The following is a 15,856-nucleotide window of genomic DNA, read 5'->3' as shown; positions in this document are numbered from 1 at the left end:
CCCCAAGGTGGCACCCATAAGAATGGATGACATCTGGGAGGAGACACCATGAAGAAATATCTCAGCTATACCGCTGTTGCGGCGATCAGCCTTGCCTTTGCCGGCGAGGCGATGGCGACCGAATGGAACGTCTCGGTCTGGGGCAAGCGCCGCGCCTTTACCGAGCATGTCGAGAAACTGGCCGAGCTGGTGAGCGAAAAGACCAATGGCGAATTCACCATGAACATCAGCTATGGCGGCCTGTCGAACGAGCGCGAGAACCTTGACGGGATTTCCATCGGAGCCTTCGAGATGGCGCAGTTCTGCGCGGGCTATCACCCCGACAAGAACCCCTCGCTGACCGTGCTGGAACTGCCGTTCCTCGGGGTCGAGACGCTGGAACAGGAACGCGCGCTTTCCGAGGCGCTCTATGCGCATCCGGCCGTGAAGGCCGATCTGGCGCGCTGGAACGCGGTGCCGCTGATGCCATCGCCCATGCCGCAATACAATTTCGTCGGCACCGGCGACGCGCCGCGCACGCTCGACGATTACAAGGGCCTGACCGTGCGTGCGCTTGGCGGCATCGGCAAGGCCATGGAGGCTGTGGGCGCGGTGCCCACCTCGATGTCGGCGACCGAGGTGCGTCAGGCGATGGATAGCGGCGTGGTCAAGGCCGTCAGCTTCGCGCCCCACGCGCATATGTCCTTCTCGACCATCGAGAACGCGAAATGGTGGACCGGGAACCTCAATCCCGGCACGGTGAACTGCCCGGTGGTGGCCAATACCGATGCGCTCGATGCGCTGTCTGACGCGCATCGCGAGGCGCTTCTGGGCTCGATCGTCGAGGCGCTCGATCACTATGTCGACTACTATCTGAACGAGACGATGGCCGCCTGGGGCCCGGCGCTGTCGGAGCGGGGGATCGAGGTGATCACCTACGATCAGGCGACGCTCGACACCTTCTCCGGCACGGTCGCCGGTCCTGCCGCCGATGCGTGGATCAAGGACAATGCCGCGCGCGGCCTGCCCGCGCAGGAGATTTACGATTTCGCGACCAAGACGCTCGCGGATCTCAAGAGCGGCTCCTGACCCGTCCGGCCCGTCGCCGCAAAGGCGGCGGGCCGTTCTCTTCTGTGCAGATGAAGGAGGCAGCGCATGGCCGGTGCCGCAACCGTCTTTTCCGATGACAGCCTGCTCAGCCGTGCCGACCGCGCGCTCTACCGCGCCGAGCGGTTTCTTGCCCTGCTGAGCGGGATCGCGGTGTTTTCGCTCATGGTGCTGGCCGTGGTCTCGGTCGGCGGGCGCAATTTCTTCGGTCAGCCGCTGCGCGGTTACGTGGACTGGATCGAACAGATCATGCCGCTCATCGCCTTCATGGGCGTGGCCTATACGCAGCGCGACGGCGGCCATATCCGCATGGATATCGTGGTGGGGATGTTGCGCGGGCGGGTGCTGTGGCTGGTGGAGCTGATCACGACCCTGGCGGTGCTGGTGCTGATGGTGTTGATGGTCTGGGGAAGCTGGGCGCATTTCGACCGGAGTTTCGACTGGAACGCGCCCCTCTGGAGCCGCGACAGCAGCATAGATATCGGCCTGCCGATCTGGCCTGCGAAGATCCTCGCGCCGATCGCCTTTGCCGTGCTGTCGCTGCGGCTCGCATTACAGGTCTGGGGGTTCGGGCGTGCGTTTGCCACCGGGGCGGAGCGCCCTGTGGCGGTGCCGTTGATCGAGGACGCCGCGACGCAGGCGGCCCGCGAGGCCGCGCATGTCAGCGCGCGAGAGCAATGAGAGGCGGGCCGCATGGATCCCATTGATATCGGGCTGGTGGTCACCGGCATCATGCTGATTGTCGTGGTGCTGGGGATGCGCGTGGCCTATGCGGCCGCGCTGGCGGGCATGCTCGGGCTTGTCTGGATCTTCTGGTCGAAGAAGGGCTATGCGGGCGACGAATTCCTCTGGGCGCTGACCGTCGCGGTCAAGACCGCCGGGCAGGTGCCCCATTCCAAGGTGAGTTCGCAGGCGCTGAGCCTCATTCCCACCTTCATCCTGATCGGCTATCTGGCCTATTACGCGGGGCTCACGCGCGCGCTCTTCGAGGCGGCGAAACGCTGGATCGCCTGGGTGCCGGGGGGGCTTGCGGTCTCGACCGTCTTCGCCACCGCCGGGTTTGCCGCCGTGTCGGGGGCGAGCGTGGCGACGGCGGCGGTCTTCGCGCGCATCGCCATCCCCGAGATGCTCAAGATCGGCTATGACAAGCGCTTTGCTGCGGGCGTGGTGGCGGCGGCGGGGACGCTGGCCTCGCTCATCCCGCCCTCGGCGCTTCTGGTGATCTATGCCATCATCGTCGAGCAGGACGTGGGCAAGCTCTTGCTGGCGGGCTTCATTCCGGGCGTGTTCTCGGCCTTTGTCTATGCCTTTCTCATCGTCGGGATGGCCATGACGATCAAGGGCTTCGGCCCGCCTGTGGGCGGCTTTACGTGGCGCGAGCGGTTCGTGTCGCTGCCCCCGGCCCTGCCCATCGTGTTCGTCGTCGTGACGATCATCTTCTTCGTCTACAACCCGTTCGGCGGCGATGCCTGGGGCACGCCCACCGAAGGCGGGGCAATCGGCGCGTTCGTGGTGTTTCTCATGGCGCTTTACCGTGGCATGCGCTGGCCCGAGTTGAAGGATGCGCTGCTGGAAACCGCGAAGCTCTCGGTGATGATCTTCACGATCATCTGGGGGGTGCTCATCTATGTGCGCTTTCTTGGCTTCGCTGATCTGCCCCATGCCTTTTCCGACTGGATCACCTCGCTGACGATGTCGCCGATGCTGATCCTGATCTGCATCCTGCTGGCCTATGCGGTGCTGGGCATGTTCATGGATGCGATCGGGATGCTGCTCTTGACGCTGCCGGTGGTCTATCCGGCGGTCATGGCGCTCAATGGCGGCGTGAACGTGGCCGCGGCGGACAGCACATTCGGCATGTCGGGACCCATGTGCGCGATCTGGTTCGGCATCCTCGTGGTCAAGATGGCCGAGTTTTGCCTGATCACGCCGCCCATCGGCCTCAACTGTTTCGTCGTGGCGGGCGTGCGGCCCGATATCAGCGTGCAGGACGTGTTCCGCGGCGTCATGCCCTTCTTCATTGCCGACGCGGTGACAATCGCGCTTCTGGTGGCCTTTCCGATGATCGTTCTCTGGCTGCCGAGCCTGGCGTGAAATCGTGAAAACTTGAGGTGTTAACGGCCCCTTAATCGCCCGCGTGCTATGCCTTGCGACGGGTGAGAGAGGTGGTGAGAATGGATGCGCGCAGCAATGCCGCGCCGGTCATCATCAAACGGAAAAAGATCGTCGCGGGCGGCGGACATCACGGCGGGGCCTGGAAAGTGGCCTATGCCGATTTTGTCACCGCGATGATGGCGTTTTTCCTGCTGATGTGGCTGTTGGGCGCGACGACCGAAAAACAACGCAAGGGCATTGCCGACTATTTCAACCCGACCGTGCCGGTGAACCGGGTGTCGGGCGGCGGCAGCGGTGCCTTTGGCGGCGATTCGATCTTTTCAGAGCAGAACCTTGCACAGAGCGGCACCGGGGCATCGAGCCTTCACGGCACCGAAAGCCGGCAGGCGCGGGGCGATCTGGGCGTGAGCAGCGAAGGCGCAGAGGCCGACGAGGTGACATTCGCCGAAGTGCAGGAGGCGTTTCGTGGCCGCAGCGGCGAGAGCCTCGCCTCTGAGGATATCCTGCGCCACATCGTGACGCGCGTGACCGATGAGGGGCTTATCATCGAGATTTCCGATCTCGATGGCGCGCCGCTCTTTCAGGGCGAAGGGCCGGACCCCACCGCCCTCTTGCGTGACATTGCCGCTCTTGTCGCCGAGGTTCTGGAGCTTGTGCGCAACGATCTGGCCATTGCCGCCCATACCCGTGCCCGCCCGGTGATTCTGATCGATAACCCGGTTTGGGATCTTTCTGCCGCACGCGCCAACCGGATGCGCCTCCTGCTGGAGGAGGCGGGCACGCGCCCTGCCCGGATGCGCCGGGTTACAGGCCATGCCGACCGCGCGCCCATAATCGCCAACCCGATGGATTCTCGGAACAATCGGGTGGAGGTGATCGTGCTGCGGTCAGGCTGAAGGACCGTGTCCTGACGCGTTCTGGCATTAGGTGCCTGTTAATCCGGAGCGCGTATGACTGGGCTGGAGACGGTGAACGATCCAGTTGAAAGGCGTGTCCATGACGATTTCTTCTTCCCTGAACGCAAGTGTCGCGGGGCTCAATGCCAATGCCTCGCGTCTTGCGGCGATTTCCGACAATATCGCCAATTCCTCGACCGCCGGCTATCGCCGGGTCGAGACAAGCTTTGATTCGCTGGTTCTTGCGGGCAACGGTGGCACCTATACGGCGGGCGGTGTGCGCGCCACAACCGAACGGCTTGTCGATCAGGGCGGCTCGCTCGTCACCACCTCGAACCCCACGGATCTCGCCGTGCGCGGACGGGGCTTCCTGCCGGTCGCGCTCTCGAGCGAACTGGAGTTGGCGAATGGCAGTCCGCAAATGCTCCTGACCACGACCGGCTCGTTTCGAACCGATGCGCAGGGGCGGCTTGTCACGGCGTCGGGGCTGACGCTTCTGGGTTGGCCGGCCGATGCCAACGGCACGGTGCCCGCTTTCCCACGCGATACCAGCGATGGCCTCGTCCCGGTGCAGATCAACGTCAACCAGCTTGTCGGCGAACCGACGACAAGCATCAACCTGGGCGTCAACCTGCCCGCGACCGAGACAGAAGCCGGGGCTGCCGCCGCGCCGCGTGATCTCCCGATCGAGTATTTCGACAACCTTGGACGATCCGAAACCGTCCTCGTCACCTTCACCCCGACCGTGCCCGCCACGGGCACATCCAATCTCTGGACCATGACGCTGCGCGACTCCGCCCAGGACGGGGCCGTGATCGGCGAATACACGATCGAATTCGACGATTCGCGGACGGCCGGCGGCACCTTGCTCGATGTCACGACGCTGAGCGGCGGGCCCTATGACCCCGCGACCGGACGCGTGCTCGTCTCGGTCGAGGGGGGGCCGATGGAGATCACGATCGGTCGCCCCGGCACCTCTGACGGGTTGACGCAACTCTCCGACAGCTTTGCCCCCCTGTCGATCTCCAAGGATGGCTCGCCCGTGGGCAACATGGTTTCGGTCGAAGTCGATGCCAACGGGTTCGTCCATGCCACCTTCGACACCGGCGCGACGCGGACCATCTTCCAGGTGCCGCTGGTCGATCTGCCCAATCCCAACGGCATGATTTCCCTCGACCGGCAGACATACCGCCCCTCCATCGACAGCGGCAGCTTCTTCCTGTGGGATGCGGGCGACGGGCCGACCGGTGACATGGTCGCCTTTGCCCGACAGGAATCGGCCACCGACGTGGCGCGTGAACTGACCGACATGATCCAGACGCAGCGGGCCTATTCCTCGAATGCGCGCGTGGTGCAGACCGTCGACGAGATGTTGCAGGAAACCACCAATATCATCCGTTGATCGCGGATCGCCTGAAGGAGCCGGACCATGAGCCTTTCATCCGCCCTTGGAAGCGCCCTGACCGGGCTCGTGGCGAATGCCCGCAGGACCGATGTCATCGCGGGCAATCTCGCCAACATGCTGACGCCGGGCCACGCCCCGCGCGAGCTTGGCGTCGAGGCGCGGCTTGATGGCGGGGTGCGCGTCACCGGGATCACGCGCCGTCTCGATCCGGTGCTTCTGGGTGACCGGCGGCTGGCCGACAGCGCCGCCGCCGGGGCCGAGGCGCGCGCGGTCTTCGCGGCGGCCCTCGAACGTGCGATTCCGGCGGCAGACACGCCCGGCAGCCTTTCGGACCGGTTGGGCCGGTTCGAGGCCGCTCTCGTGACGGCCACGGCCCGCCCCGAGGACGATCTGCGCCTTGCCGCTGTCCTGCGCGAGGCGGACGGTCTGGCCGTGGCCCTCAATACCGCGTCTGCCGGGATCGACAGCCTGCGCAGCCGCGCCGATACCGAGATCGCGCAGGCTGTCGACAGTCTCAACACCGGTCTGCTGCGGGTCGAGCAGATCAATGCCCGCATCGTCGCCGCGCAGGTCACGGGACAGGAGACCGCCACGCTTGAGGACCTCCGCCAAAGCGAGATCGACGCGCTGGCCACGCTTGTGCCGCTCCGGCAACTGGACCGCGCCAACGGGTCGGTGGCGCTTGTGACCACGGGCGGCGCGCTTTTGCTTGACGGGCGCGCGGCGCTTGTCGAATTCGACGCATCACGACGGGTGACCCCGGAGATGAGCCTGGAGGGCGGTCAGCTCTCCGGGTTGCGCCTTGATGGGCGCGACATCGCGGCATCGGACAAGGGTCCCTTGGCTGGTGGGCGCCTGAGCGCGCTTTTCGACAATCGCGACCGGCTTGGCCCAGAGGCCCGGGCCGCGCTCGATGCTGTGGCGCGCGATCTCATCGAGCGGGTCGAGGCGCTGACCCCGCGACCCGCTTTGGGCCTCTTCACCGATGGCGGCGCGCGCCTCGATCCGGGCATGATCACCGGCCTCGCGGGGCGCATCGCGGTCACTCCGCTGGTCGACCCCGAGCAAGGCGGCGCGCTCTTCCGTCTGCGCGATGGTCCCGACGCCGCAACGCCCGCCGCCCCTGCGGAGGCGCCTTATCTGACGGCCCTGATCGTGGCGCTGGCCGGGCCGCCCCCGCTTGCCGGCGACATGGCTCAGCTCGAAAGCGGGATGGCGCAGACCCGCCTCGCCACCGAAGAGGAGTTGAGCTTCACCTCCGGTCGGACCGGGTCGCTGCGCCTGATCGAGCTTGAAGGCGGTGTCGACAGCGATGCCGAGATGCAACGGCTCTTGCTGGTCGAGCAGGCCTTCGCGGCCAATGCCCGCATGATCCAGACAATTGACGACATGATGCAAACCCTTTTGAGGATCTGACCATGACCCTGCAATCCATCGGCGATCTGGCACAAGAGTTCGTTCTGCGCAGACAGGCGGTTTCGCTCACACGCGAGATGAACCGGCTCACGCAGGAGGTCTCGACCGGGCAGGCGGCCGATCTTGCAAGGCACCTGTCGGGTCATCTCGCGCCGCTTGCCGATATCGACCGCGCGCTTGTCCTGGCCGAGGCGCAGAGCGGCGCGGCGCGGCTTGCGGCCACGGACGCCGCGCTCATGCAAACCGCGCTCGAGCGCGTTCAGACCGAGGCACAGCGCCTTGCCGAGGTGGCCCTTGCCGTGCCTGCCGGGGGCGGGTCGACTTCGCTTCTCGTCGCAGAGGCACGCGGCGCGCTCTCGGCGATGATCGGCGCGCTCAATGTCGATGCGGCAGGTCGTGCGCTGTTCTCGGGCGACCGCTCGGATGTCGCGCCGATGGCCTCGGCCGAGACGCTTCTGACCGGATTGCGCGCGGCGCTTGCGGGGGCACCGGACCGTGCCGGGATCGAGACGGCGCTTGATGCGTTCTTCGACGCGCCGGGGGGGGGCTTCGAGGCGGCGGTCTATCGCGGTGGCAGGGGCTCTGCCGCGGGCGTGTCGCTTGGCGCCGGAGAGACCGTTGCGCTGAGCATCCGGGCCGATGATGCGGCGCTCCGGAGCCAACTCAAGAGCACGGCCATGGCAGCGCTCGTCGACGACGAAAGTCTTTCCCTGAGCAGCGCAGACCGCCGGGCCATGGCCGGGGCGCTCGGCGAACGGCTGCTGGCGGGGCAGGAGGGCGTGATCGGGCTGCGCGCGCGGCTGGGCACCGCCGAGGCCCGCATCGACGCGGCTGCAAGCCGCATCGGGGCGGAGAAAACCGGTCTTGCCATCGCCCGCAACGATCTTGTCTCCGTGGATGTCTTCGCCTCTGCCACGGCGCTCGAGGGGGTGCAGTTCCAGCTCGAGGCGCTTTATACGATCACCGCCCGGACGGCGCGGCTCAACCTCGCGGCCTTCCTGTCATGAACCGCCTCGCAAGGCTGCTTGCGACCGTTCTGGTGCTGGCGGGCCTGACCCTTGCCCCCGCAGTCGCCGGTCCGATCCGCATCAAGGACCTTGTCGAATTCGACGGGGTGCGCGGCAATGACCTGCTGGGCTACGGCCTTGTGGTCGGGCTGAACGGCACGGGTGACGGGTTGCGCAATTCCCCCTTCACCGAGGAGTTGATGTCCAACATCCTCGAGCGTCTCGGCATCAATGTCACGGGCGAGCAGTTTCGACCCAAGAACGTCGCTGCGGTGCTGGTGACGGCGGAATTGCCGGCCTTTGCGCGCGCAGGCAGCCAGATCGACGTGACCGTATCGGCCATCGGCGACGCCAAGAGCCTTCTGGGCGGCACGCTGATCATGACGCCGCTCAACGCCGCCGACGGACAGATCTATGCGGTGGCGCAGGGCACGATCATCGCCGGGGGCGTGGCGGCGGAGGGTGAGGCAGGCGGCGTCGTCCAGGGCGTGCCGACCTCGGGCACGATCCCCTCCGGCGCGCGGATCGAGCGCGAGGTGGATTTCGATTTCGCCGGGCTGGAGACCGTCCGGCTGGCGTTGCGCGAGCCGGATTTCACCACTGCGGGCCGGATCGAGCAGGCGATCAACGGTGCCGTCGGGCAACCGGTGGCGCTGATGCTCGATCCGGGCACGGTGCGGCTCGACCTGGCGCGGATGCGCGCACGTTCCCCTGCCCATGCCATCGGCCGTGTCGAGAACCTCATGGTCGAGCCGCAGCGCCGCGCGCGCGTCGTGGTCGATCAGCGCTCGGGCACCATCGTCATGGGGCAGGATGTGCGCATCTCTCGCGTTGCCGTCTCGCAAGGCAATCTCACGCTGCGCATCCAGGAAACGCCGCTTGCCGTGCAGCCCAACCCCTTCGCGCGGGGCGAGACGGTGGTGGTGCCGCGCACCGAGGCCGAGATCGAGGAGGAGCCGGGCATCGGCCTGGCCGAGGTGCCCGAAGGCACCTCGCTCGCCGAGGTGATCGCGGGGCTGAACGCGCTTGGCGTGGCCCCGCGCGACATGATCGACATTCTCAAGAGCATCAAGGCGGCGGGCGCGCTTCACGCCGAATTCGTCGTGCGTTGAGGGCGCGTGACACACCGTGCGGTCGCGCCCGCAAGTCACCGTGCATTGGGCGCGCCCGGGTTTCTTCCTGCAAGGTCTGTGTCAGACCACCACGTCGATCTCGGGCTGTGCCCCCACGCCGAAGACGCGACGATAACGGGCGATTTCATCGGCCGGGCCCATCGCCTTGCGTGGATTGTCCGAGAGCTTGACCGTGGGCCGCCCGTTGGCCGAAACCGCCTTGCAGACCAGCGAGAAGGGCGCGAGCACATCGCCCGTTGTCAGCCCGCGAAAATCGTTGGTGAGCAGCGTGCCCCAGCCAAACGAGGTGCGCACCCGCCCCGAAAAGCGTGCATGCAACTCTGCGATGCGATCCACATCGAGCCCGTCGGAAAAGATCACCATCTTCTCGCGCGGGTCCTCGCCGCGCGCCTGCCACCAGCGGATCGCGGTTTCCGCCCCGGCCTCAGGCGCGCCCGAATCGATGCGGATCCCGGTCCATCCCGCAAGCCAGTCGGGCGCGTGTTCGAGAAATCCGTCTGTGCCGAACGTGTCGGGCAGGATGATCCGCAGATTGCCGTCATGTTCCTCGTGCCAGTCGGCAAGCACCCGGTAGGGTGCCTGCGCGAGATCCTCATCGGTCTCGGCCAGCGCGGCATAGACCATGGGCAACTCGTGCGCGTTGGTGCCGATCGCCTCGAGATCGCGGTTCTTGGCAATGAGACAATTGGAGGTACCCACGAAGCGCTCGCCCAGACCCTCGCGCATGGCTTGCACGCACCAGTCCTGCCAGAGAAAGGAATGCCGCCGCCTTGTGCCGAAATCGGCAATGCGCAGGCCCTCGAGAGGGCGCAGCCGCTCGACCTTTTCCCAAAGCTTGGTCATGGCGCGCGCATAGAGCACCTGAAGCTCGAATTTCTTCATGCCCCCCAGCACGGCGCGCGCGCGCAATTCCATCAGCACGGCGAGCGCGGGGATCTCCCAGAGCATCACCTCGGGCCAGGAGCCCTCGAAGGTCAGCTCGTATTGCCCGTCGCGCCGCTCGAGATGATAGGGCGGCAGGCGCAAGCCCTCGAACCAGTCCATGAATTCGGGCGTGAACATCTGCCGCTTGCCGTAGAAGGTGTTGCCGCGCATCCAGGTGCTCTCGCCGCGCGACAGCGACAGCGTGCGGATATGGTCAAGCTGCTCGCGCAACTCGCCCTCGTCCACGAGATCGGCCAGCCGCACCGCCGTGCTCCGGTTGATCAGTGAAAACGTCACTTGCGTGTCGGGGTGGTTGCGCCGCACCGACTGGCACATCAGCAGTTTGTAGAAATCCGTGTCGATCAGCGACCGCACGATCGGATCCATCTTCCAGCGGTGATTGTAGACGCGGGTGGCGATATCGACCATGGCGCGGCCTCCGGGCAGGGCAATGGCGCGGTTAAATCAAAGCGGCGCGGCGCGCGCAAGGCCGCCCAGGCCGGCAAGGCGCTGCCAGTCCTCTTCCCAGCCCGCGCCCTGACCGGCCAGACGCAGCATCCAGAGCGCCATGTCGAGCGCGGGAAGGCGGGGGGCAAGGCTGACCAGACGGCCCGCTTCCAGATCGGGCTGCGCCATTGCCTCGGGCAGCCAGGCAAGACCGATGCCACGGCGCGCATATTCATGCGCGGCCAGTGTGAGCGCGGTCTCGGCACAGCGCCGCAACCGCAGCCCCGGGGCAATCCGGGGCAGGAGTGCGCGATCCATCACCTGGCCCAGAAAGACGTCGCCGGGATAGCCGACATAGGGCATGTCATCTGCGGTCATGAGCGCGGGCGCGGCCACCGGCAAGAGCCGCTCGAGGCCAAGTGGGGCGCGCTCGAACGCAGCCCCCATGGCCAGCGGCGCGACCTCGGGCACGTCATAGACCACCGCCAGATCGGCCTCGCGCGCGAGCAGGCGCAGGAGGCATTCCTCGCGGTTTTCCGAGCGCACCCGCACCGGGCGGCTCTGGCCCTGTGTCAGCACCGCGACGATGGCGGGCGAATGGGTGGTGGTGATCGCGTGCTGACAGGCCAGCGTCAGGCCGCGCGCACCGCCGCTTTGCACCAGCCCCTCGCGCAATTGCCGCAACTGCGCGGCAAGGCTGCGCATGGCGGGCAGGTGCTGTGTCACCTCGGGCAAGAGCGTGAGCGGCTTGCGCCGCCGCTCGAAGAGCGGCTGCCCGAGTGCTGCCTCGATCGCCCGCAGCCGCCGGGTAAAGGCCGATTGGCTGACATGACGCAGGGTGGCGGCACGCGCCAACGATCCGGCATCGGCCACGGCAAGGATATCGTCGAGCCATTCAAGGCGCATCATGCAGACCTTGCATTATTTTCAGCCAGATTAGCATTGGACAGGGCGTTTGTCGCGCCTTAGCGTGCTGAAATCGCATATTTTCGGAGTGACCCCCATGCATCTCGCCCGCTTCCCCCGCACTTTTCTTGCCCATCTGCCGACCCCGCTGGAACGGCTCGACCGGCTGACCAAGGAGCTTGGTGGCCCCGAAATCTGGATCAAGCGCGATGATTGCACCGGGCTCAGCACCGGCGGCAACAAGACCCGCAAGCTCGAATTCCTGATGGCCGAGGCCGAGGCAGAGGGCGCCGACATGGTGATGACCCAAGGCGCCACGCAGTCGAACCATGCCCGCCAGACTGCGGCCTTCGCCGCCAAGCTGGGGATGGACTGCCATATCCTGCTCGAGGACCGGACCGGCTCGAACAACGCGAATTACAACAATAACGGCAACGTGCTGCTCGATCATCTGCACGGGGCCACGACCGAAAAGCGCCCCGGCGGCGGTGACATGAACGCCGAGATGGAGCAGGTGGCCGAGCGTTTCCGCGCCGAGGGCCGCAAGGTTTACACCATCCCCGGTGGCGGCTCGAACCCCACGGGCGCGCTCGGTTATGTCAATTGCGCCTTCGAGATGCTGGGCCAGTTCAACGACCGGGGCCTCAAGGTGGATCACATCGTCCACGCCACCGGAAGTGCCGGCACGCAGGCGGGCCTCATCACGGGCCTGAAGGCGATGAATGCGCAGATCCCGCTTCTGGGCATCGGCGTGCGCGCGCCGAAGGTCAAGCAGGAGGAAAACGTCTACAACCTCGCCTGTGCGACCGCCGAAAAGCTGGGCTGTGCGGGCGTGGTGGCGCGCGAGGATGTAGTCGCCAATACCGATTACGTGGGCGAGGGTTACGGCATCCCCACCCAAAGCGGCTTGGAGGCGATCAGGATGTTCGCCGAGTTGGAGGCGATCCTGCTCGATCCGGTCTATTCGGCCAAGGGGGCGGCGGGGTTCATCGACCTGATCCGCAAGGGCCATTTCAAGAAGGGCGAGCGGGTGGTGTTCCTGCATACCGGCGGGGCCGTGGCGCTTTTTGGCTATGATGCCGCGTTCGATTTCTCGGGCCGCTGGAAGGGCTGACAAACCGGGCGATATGACTGCGATGAAAGCCCCGCCGCGAAGCGGGGTTTTCCCTTGCGCCCATATCCGCTAAAGCGCAGGGAAACGCGGGCTTGCAGGCGGAAAACACCCCATGAAATTCACCCTCTCCTGGCTGAAAGACCATCTCGACACGAAGGCCACGGTCGATGAGATCGCCGAGGCGCTGACCGATCTGGGCCTCGAGGTCGAAGGCGTTGCCGATCCGGCGGCGCGGCTTGCGGCGTTTACCATCGGCAAGGTGCTCAGCGCCGAGCAACACCCCGATGCCGACCGGCTACGCGTCTGCCGGGTGGCCACCGATGAGGGCGAGGTGCAGATCGTCTGCGGCGCGCCCAATGCGCGGGAGGGCATCACCGTGGTGATCGCCAAGCCGGGCGTTTATGTCCCCGGCATCGACACCACCATCGGCGTGGGCAAGATACGCGGCATCGAGAGCGCGGGCATGATGTGCTCGGAGCGCGAGATGGAACTCAGCGAAGAGCATGACGGCATCATCGAACTGCCCTCGGGCGAGGTGGGCGAACGGTTTACCGACTGGCTGGCGGTGCATCACCCCTCCAGGGTAGATCCGGTGATAGAGATCGCGATCACGCCGAACCGGCCCGACGCGCTTGGCGTGCGCGGCATTGCGCGTGACCTTGCCGCGCGTGGCCTGGGCACGCTGCGCCCCGAAAGCCCCGCGCACATGGAGGGGCAATTCACCTGCCCGATCACCGTGAGCATCGACGAGGATGCGGCGACCGGCGGTTGTGAGGTCTTTGCCGGACGGCTCATCCGGGGCGTGCAGAACGGCCCCTCGCCCGAGTGGCTGCAAACGCGCCTGCGCGCCATCGGGCTGCGGCCCATATCGGCGCTGGTCGATATCACCAATTTCTTCACCTATGACCGCAACCGCCCGCTGCATGTCTTTGACGCCGACAAGGTGACTGGGAACCTGCGGGTGCATCGCACGGCGGGCGGCGAGGTGCTGACCGGTCTGGATGAGAAAGACTACACCTTCGGCCCCGGCCAGGTGGTGATTTCCGATGATAATGGCATCGAGAGCATCGGCGGCATCATGGGGGGGCTGGCCACCGGCTGCACCCATGAGACCGTCAACGTGTTTCTGGAGGCCGCCGTCTGGGACCGGGTGCAGATTGCCACGACGGGGCGCGCGCTGCGGATCAATTCGGATGCGCGCTATCGCAACGAGCGCGGGATCGACCCGGCCTTCAACATGGAGGCGCTCGACCTGGCGACGCAAATGATCCTCGATCTCTGCGGTGGCGAGCCGTCCAACCGCGTCGTGGCGGGCCGCGTGCCGGATGTGGCGCGCGCCTACCGGCTCGATCCGGCGCGGGTGCAGTCGCTGGTGGGTATGGACATTCCCGAAAGCGAGCAGCGCCAGACGCTGACCGCGCTCGGTTTCCGGCTCGAGGGCAACATGGCCCATGTGCCAAGCTGGCGACCCGATATTCTGGGCGAGGCCGATCTGGTTGAAGAGGTGGCGCGCATTGCCTCGCTCACGAGGCTCATGGGCCGCCCGATGGCGCGCGCCTTGCCGGGTGTGCCCAAGCCCATTCTCAGCCCCGCGCAAAAGCGCGAGCAGATCGCGCGCCGCACCATGGCGAGCCTTGGCTACAACGAATGCGTCACCTACAGCTTCATCGACCACGCGGCCGCCACGCTTTTCGGCGGCGGCGATGACGCCACCATGCTGGCCAACCCGATCAGCAGCGACCTGAGCCACATGCGCCCCGATCTTCTGCCGGGCCTGTTGCGCGCGGCTGCGCGCAACCAGGCGCGCGGGATCATGGATCTGGCGCTCTTCGAGGTGGGCCACGCCTTTCACGGCGGCGAGCCGGGTGAGCAACACATGCAGGTTGCGGGCCTGCTCATCGGGCGGACCGGCCCGCGAGAGGCCCATGGCAGCACGCGCGCGGTCGATCTCTTCGACGCCAAGGCCGATGCCGAGGCGGTGCTGGGTGCCATCGGTGCGCCCTCGAAGGTGCAGATCCTGCGCGACGGGCCGGGCTGGTTCCATCCGGGGCGGCACGGGCGGATCTGTCTCGGGCCGAAGAAGGTTTTGGGCATTTTCGGAGAGGTGCACCCGCGCATCCTTGCCGCGCTCGACGTGAAAGGGCCTGCCGTGGCCTTCACGCTTTATCCAGAGGAAGTGCCCTTGCCGCGCAAGGCGGGCGCCACGCGCGGCGCGCTCGACATCAGCGACCTGCAAGCGGTCGAGCGCGATTTCGCCTTTGTCGTCGATGCGGGCACCGAGGCGCTCAGCCTTGTCAACGCCGCGGCCGGGGCCGACAAGACGCTCATCGAAGAGGTGCGCGTCTTTGACCAGTTCATCGGCGGCAACCTTGGTGCGGGCAAGAAATCGCTGGCTGTGACGGTGCGGCTCCAGCCGCGCGACAAGACACTCACCGAAGCCGATATCGAGGCGGTGTCCGCGAAGATCATCGAGAAAGTCACCAAGGCCACCGGCGGCACGCTGCGCGGCTAGGGATCAGGAGGCATCCATGCTCAACGTTTATCTTTCGGGCGAGATTCACACCGACTGGCGCGAGCGGATCACCGAGGGGGCGGCGGGGCTCGACGTGGCCTTCTTTGGTCCCGTGACCGATCACGCGGCCAGCGATGATTGCGGGGTGGCGATCCTGGGCGCAGAGCCCGACAAGTATTGGCACGACCACAAGGGTGCGATGCTCAATGCGATCCGCACGCGCAAGGGGATTGCCGATGCCGATATCGTGGTGGTCCGCTTTGGCGACAAATACAAGCAGTGGAATGCCGCCTTTGATGCGGGCTATGCCGCAGCACTTGGCAAGTCGCTGATCATCCTGCAACCGCCCGAGCATGACCACGCCCTGAAGGAAGTGGACGCAGCCGCCCTTGCCGTGGCGCGCACGCCCGAAGAGGTGGTGGCGATCCTGCGCTACGTTCTCGAGGGCAGGCTACCCGCCTGACCCCCGCACCACGTAGACCGAACATTCCGCGTGGGTGACGACGTGGCTGGCCGTGGTGCCAAGCAGGTAATCCTGCACCTTGGGGTTGGCGGCCTCCATCACGATCAGGTCCACCTTGCGCTCGTGTGCGAGCTTGACGATCTGGCGATGCACCGCGCCCTTGCGGACGATCTGCTCGACCTCGACCCCCTCGGCGGGGTTGGCGGCAACGAATTTGCTCAATTCCCCGGACCAATAAGCCGCAGAATCGCGGATGTTGAGATTGCGCTCCATCTCTGGCGCGACAGTGGCGACGATGAGTTTCGCGCCGCGCCTTTGCGCCATCTCGACGGCCTCGGTATAGGCGAGATGCTCGATTTTCACATGGCGCAGGTTGACGGGGCAGAGGATAAGGCGGGTCTGGCGGGGCATGGCGGCTCCGTTACGAAAGGG

Annotated in this window: 14 protein-coding genes; 11 read left to right on the top strand and 3 right to left on the bottom strand. The window is 66.2% G+C overall.

What is annotated here, in order from left to right; translation table 11 throughout:
• The first annotated feature begins 48 nt into the window (after window positions 1-48).
• The 8 genes from ACSSV8_RS08910 (at window position 49) to ACSSV8_RS08875 (ending at window position 9,037) form a co-directional block, all read left to right on the top strand.
• Window positions 49-1,068: a C4-dicarboxylate TRAP transporter substrate-binding protein gene (locus tag ACSSV8_RS08910; protein ID WP_454282196.1), complete on the top strand. Its 1,020-nt coding sequence runs from the start codon at window positions 49-51 to the stop codon at window positions 1,066-1,068.
• 66 nt (window positions 1,069-1,134) lie between these two features.
• Window positions 1,135-1,767: a TRAP transporter small permease subunit gene (locus ACSSV8_RS08905; RefSeq protein WP_354537885.1), complete on the top strand. Its 633-nt coding sequence runs from the start codon at window positions 1,135-1,137 to the stop codon at window positions 1,765-1,767.
• A 12-nt stretch (window positions 1,768-1,779) separates the two neighbouring features.
• Window positions 1,780-3,180 carry a TRAP transporter large permease gene (locus ACSSV8_RS08900; RefSeq protein WP_454282195.1) on the top strand — a complete coding sequence of 467 codons (1,401 nt, stop codon included), beginning with the start codon at window positions 1,780-1,782 and terminating at the stop codon, window positions 3,178-3,180.
• Window positions 3,181-3,260: 80 nt separating this feature from the next.
• Complete coding sequence (locus ACSSV8_RS08895; RefSeq protein ID WP_354537883.1) at window positions 3,261-4,097, top strand: flagellar motor protein MotB; 837 nt, start codon at window positions 3,261-3,263, stop codon at window positions 4,095-4,097.
• 100 nt (window positions 4,098-4,197) lie between these two features.
• Entirely contained in the window at window positions 4,198-5,499 is a 1,302-nt protein-coding gene (locus tag ACSSV8_RS08890; protein ID WP_454282194.1) for a flagellar hook protein FlgE, read from the top strand.
• Between the two features lie 27 nt (window positions 5,500-5,526).
• On the top strand, window positions 5,527-6,918 hold the full coding sequence (locus ACSSV8_RS08885; RefSeq protein WP_454282193.1) for a FlgK family flagellar hook-associated protein: 1,392 nt from the start codon (window positions 5,527-5,529) through the stop codon (window positions 6,916-6,918).
• A 2-nt stretch (window positions 6,919-6,920) separates the two neighbouring features.
• The gene (locus ACSSV8_RS08880; RefSeq protein ID WP_454282192.1) at window positions 6,921-7,925 is read left to right on the top strand and encodes a flagellin; all 1,005 of its coding nucleotides are present in this window, start codon (window positions 6,921-6,923) and stop codon (window positions 7,923-7,925) included.
• On the top strand, window positions 7,922-9,037 hold the full coding sequence (locus ACSSV8_RS08875; RefSeq protein ID WP_454282191.1) for a flagellar basal body P-ring protein FlgI: 1,116 nt from the start codon (window positions 7,922-7,924) through the stop codon (window positions 9,035-9,037). Before ACSSV8_RS08880 ends, ACSSV8_RS08875 begins: the two co-directional genes overlap by 4 nt.
• An 81-nt stretch (window positions 9,038-9,118) precedes the next feature.
• Here ACSSV8_RS08875 and pncB read toward each other — a convergent pair whose 3' ends face one another.
• A complete protein-coding gene (pncB, locus tag ACSSV8_RS08870) occupies window positions 9,119-10,411 on the bottom strand; it encodes a nicotinate phosphoribosyltransferase (RefSeq protein WP_454282190.1) in 1,293 nt (430 codons plus the stop codon).
• A gap of 36 nt (window positions 10,412-10,447) precedes the next feature.
• Window positions 10,448-11,335 (bottom strand): LysR family transcriptional regulator, encoded by an 888-nt coding sequence (locus tag ACSSV8_RS08865; protein ID WP_454282189.1) that lies wholly within the window; start codon window positions 11,333-11,335, stop codon window positions 10,448-10,450.
• A gap of 97 nt (window positions 11,336-11,432) precedes the next feature.
• Between ACSSV8_RS08865 and ACSSV8_RS08860 the strand changes: the two genes are divergently transcribed.
• The 3 genes from ACSSV8_RS08860 (at window position 11,433) to ACSSV8_RS08850 (ending at window position 15,424) form a co-directional block, all read left to right on the top strand.
• A complete protein-coding gene (locus ACSSV8_RS08860) occupies window positions 11,433-12,449 on the top strand; it encodes a D-cysteate sulfo-lyase (RefSeq protein ID WP_354537876.1) in 1,017 nt (338 codons plus the stop codon).
• 112 nt (window positions 12,450-12,561) lie between these two features.
• Window positions 12,562-14,961, top strand: coding sequence for a phenylalanine--tRNA ligase subunit beta (gene pheT / locus ACSSV8_RS08855; protein WP_454282188.1), 2,400 nt, complete (start codon window positions 12,562-12,564; stop codon window positions 14,959-14,961).
• A gap of 16 nt (window positions 14,962-14,977) precedes the next feature.
• A complete protein-coding gene (locus ACSSV8_RS08850; RefSeq protein WP_454282187.1) occupies window positions 14,978-15,424 on the top strand; it encodes a YtoQ family protein in 447 nt (148 codons plus the stop codon).
• On the opposite strand, the gene ACSSV8_RS08845 is transcribed toward ACSSV8_RS08850, so the two are convergent.
• A complete protein-coding gene (locus tag ACSSV8_RS08845) occupies window positions 15,413-15,835 on the bottom strand; it encodes a universal stress protein (protein WP_354537873.1) in 423 nt (140 codons plus the stop codon). The two genes, ACSSV8_RS08850 and ACSSV8_RS08845, sit on opposite strands and share 12 nt — an antisense overlap.
• Window positions 15,836-15,856: the final 21 nt, after the last annotated feature.

This window comes from Roseovarius sp. MBR-79 (genome assembly GCF_053628555.1).
Note: the sequence above shows the minus strand (reverse complement) of the source record. Positions and strands in the feature narration are given on the sequence as shown.

Coding starts and splice junctions, on each gene's coding strand:
- pheT (WP_454282188.1), top strand. CDS start 12,562: ATGAAATTCACCCTCTCCTGGCTGAAAGACCATCTCGACACGAAGGCC.
- pncB (WP_454282190.1), bottom strand. CDS start 10,411: ATGGTCGATATCGCCACCCGCGTCTACAATCACCGCTGGAAGATGGAT.
- ACSSV8_RS08910 (WP_454282196.1), top strand. CDS start 49: ATGAAGAAATATCTCAGCTATACCGCTGTTGCGGCGATCAGCCTTGCC.
- ACSSV8_RS08875 (WP_454282191.1), top strand. CDS start 7,922: ATGAACCGCCTCGCAAGGCTGCTTGCGACCGTTCTGGTGCTGGCGGGC.
- ACSSV8_RS08890 (WP_454282194.1), top strand. CDS start 4,198: ATGACGATTTCTTCTTCCCTGAACGCAAGTGTCGCGGGGCTCAATGCC.
- ACSSV8_RS08895 (WP_354537883.1), top strand. CDS start 3,261: ATGGATGCGCGCAGCAATGCCGCGCCGGTCATCATCAAACGGAAAAAG.
- ACSSV8_RS08850 (WP_454282187.1), top strand. CDS start 14,978: ATGCTCAACGTTTATCTTTCGGGCGAGATTCACACCGACTGGCGCGAG.
- ACSSV8_RS08900 (WP_454282195.1), top strand. CDS start 1,780: ATGGATCCCATTGATATCGGGCTGGTGGTCACCGGCATCATGCTGATT.
- ACSSV8_RS08905 (WP_354537885.1), top strand. CDS start 1,135: ATGGCCGGTGCCGCAACCGTCTTTTCCGATGACAGCCTGCTCAGCCGT.
- ACSSV8_RS08845 (WP_354537873.1), bottom strand. CDS start 15,835: ATGCCCCGCCAGACCCGCCTTATCCTCTGCCCCGTCAACCTGCGCCAT.
- ACSSV8_RS08865 (WP_454282189.1), bottom strand. CDS start 11,335: ATGCGCCTTGAATGGCTCGACGATATCCTTGCCGTGGCCGATGCCGGA.
- ACSSV8_RS08880 (WP_454282192.1), top strand. CDS start 6,921: ATGACCCTGCAATCCATCGGCGATCTGGCACAAGAGTTCGTTCTGCGC.
- ACSSV8_RS08885 (WP_454282193.1), top strand. CDS start 5,527: ATGAGCCTTTCATCCGCCCTTGGAAGCGCCCTGACCGGGCTCGTGGCG.
- ACSSV8_RS08860 (WP_354537876.1), top strand. CDS start 11,433: ATGCATCTCGCCCGCTTCCCCCGCACTTTTCTTGCCCATCTGCCGACC.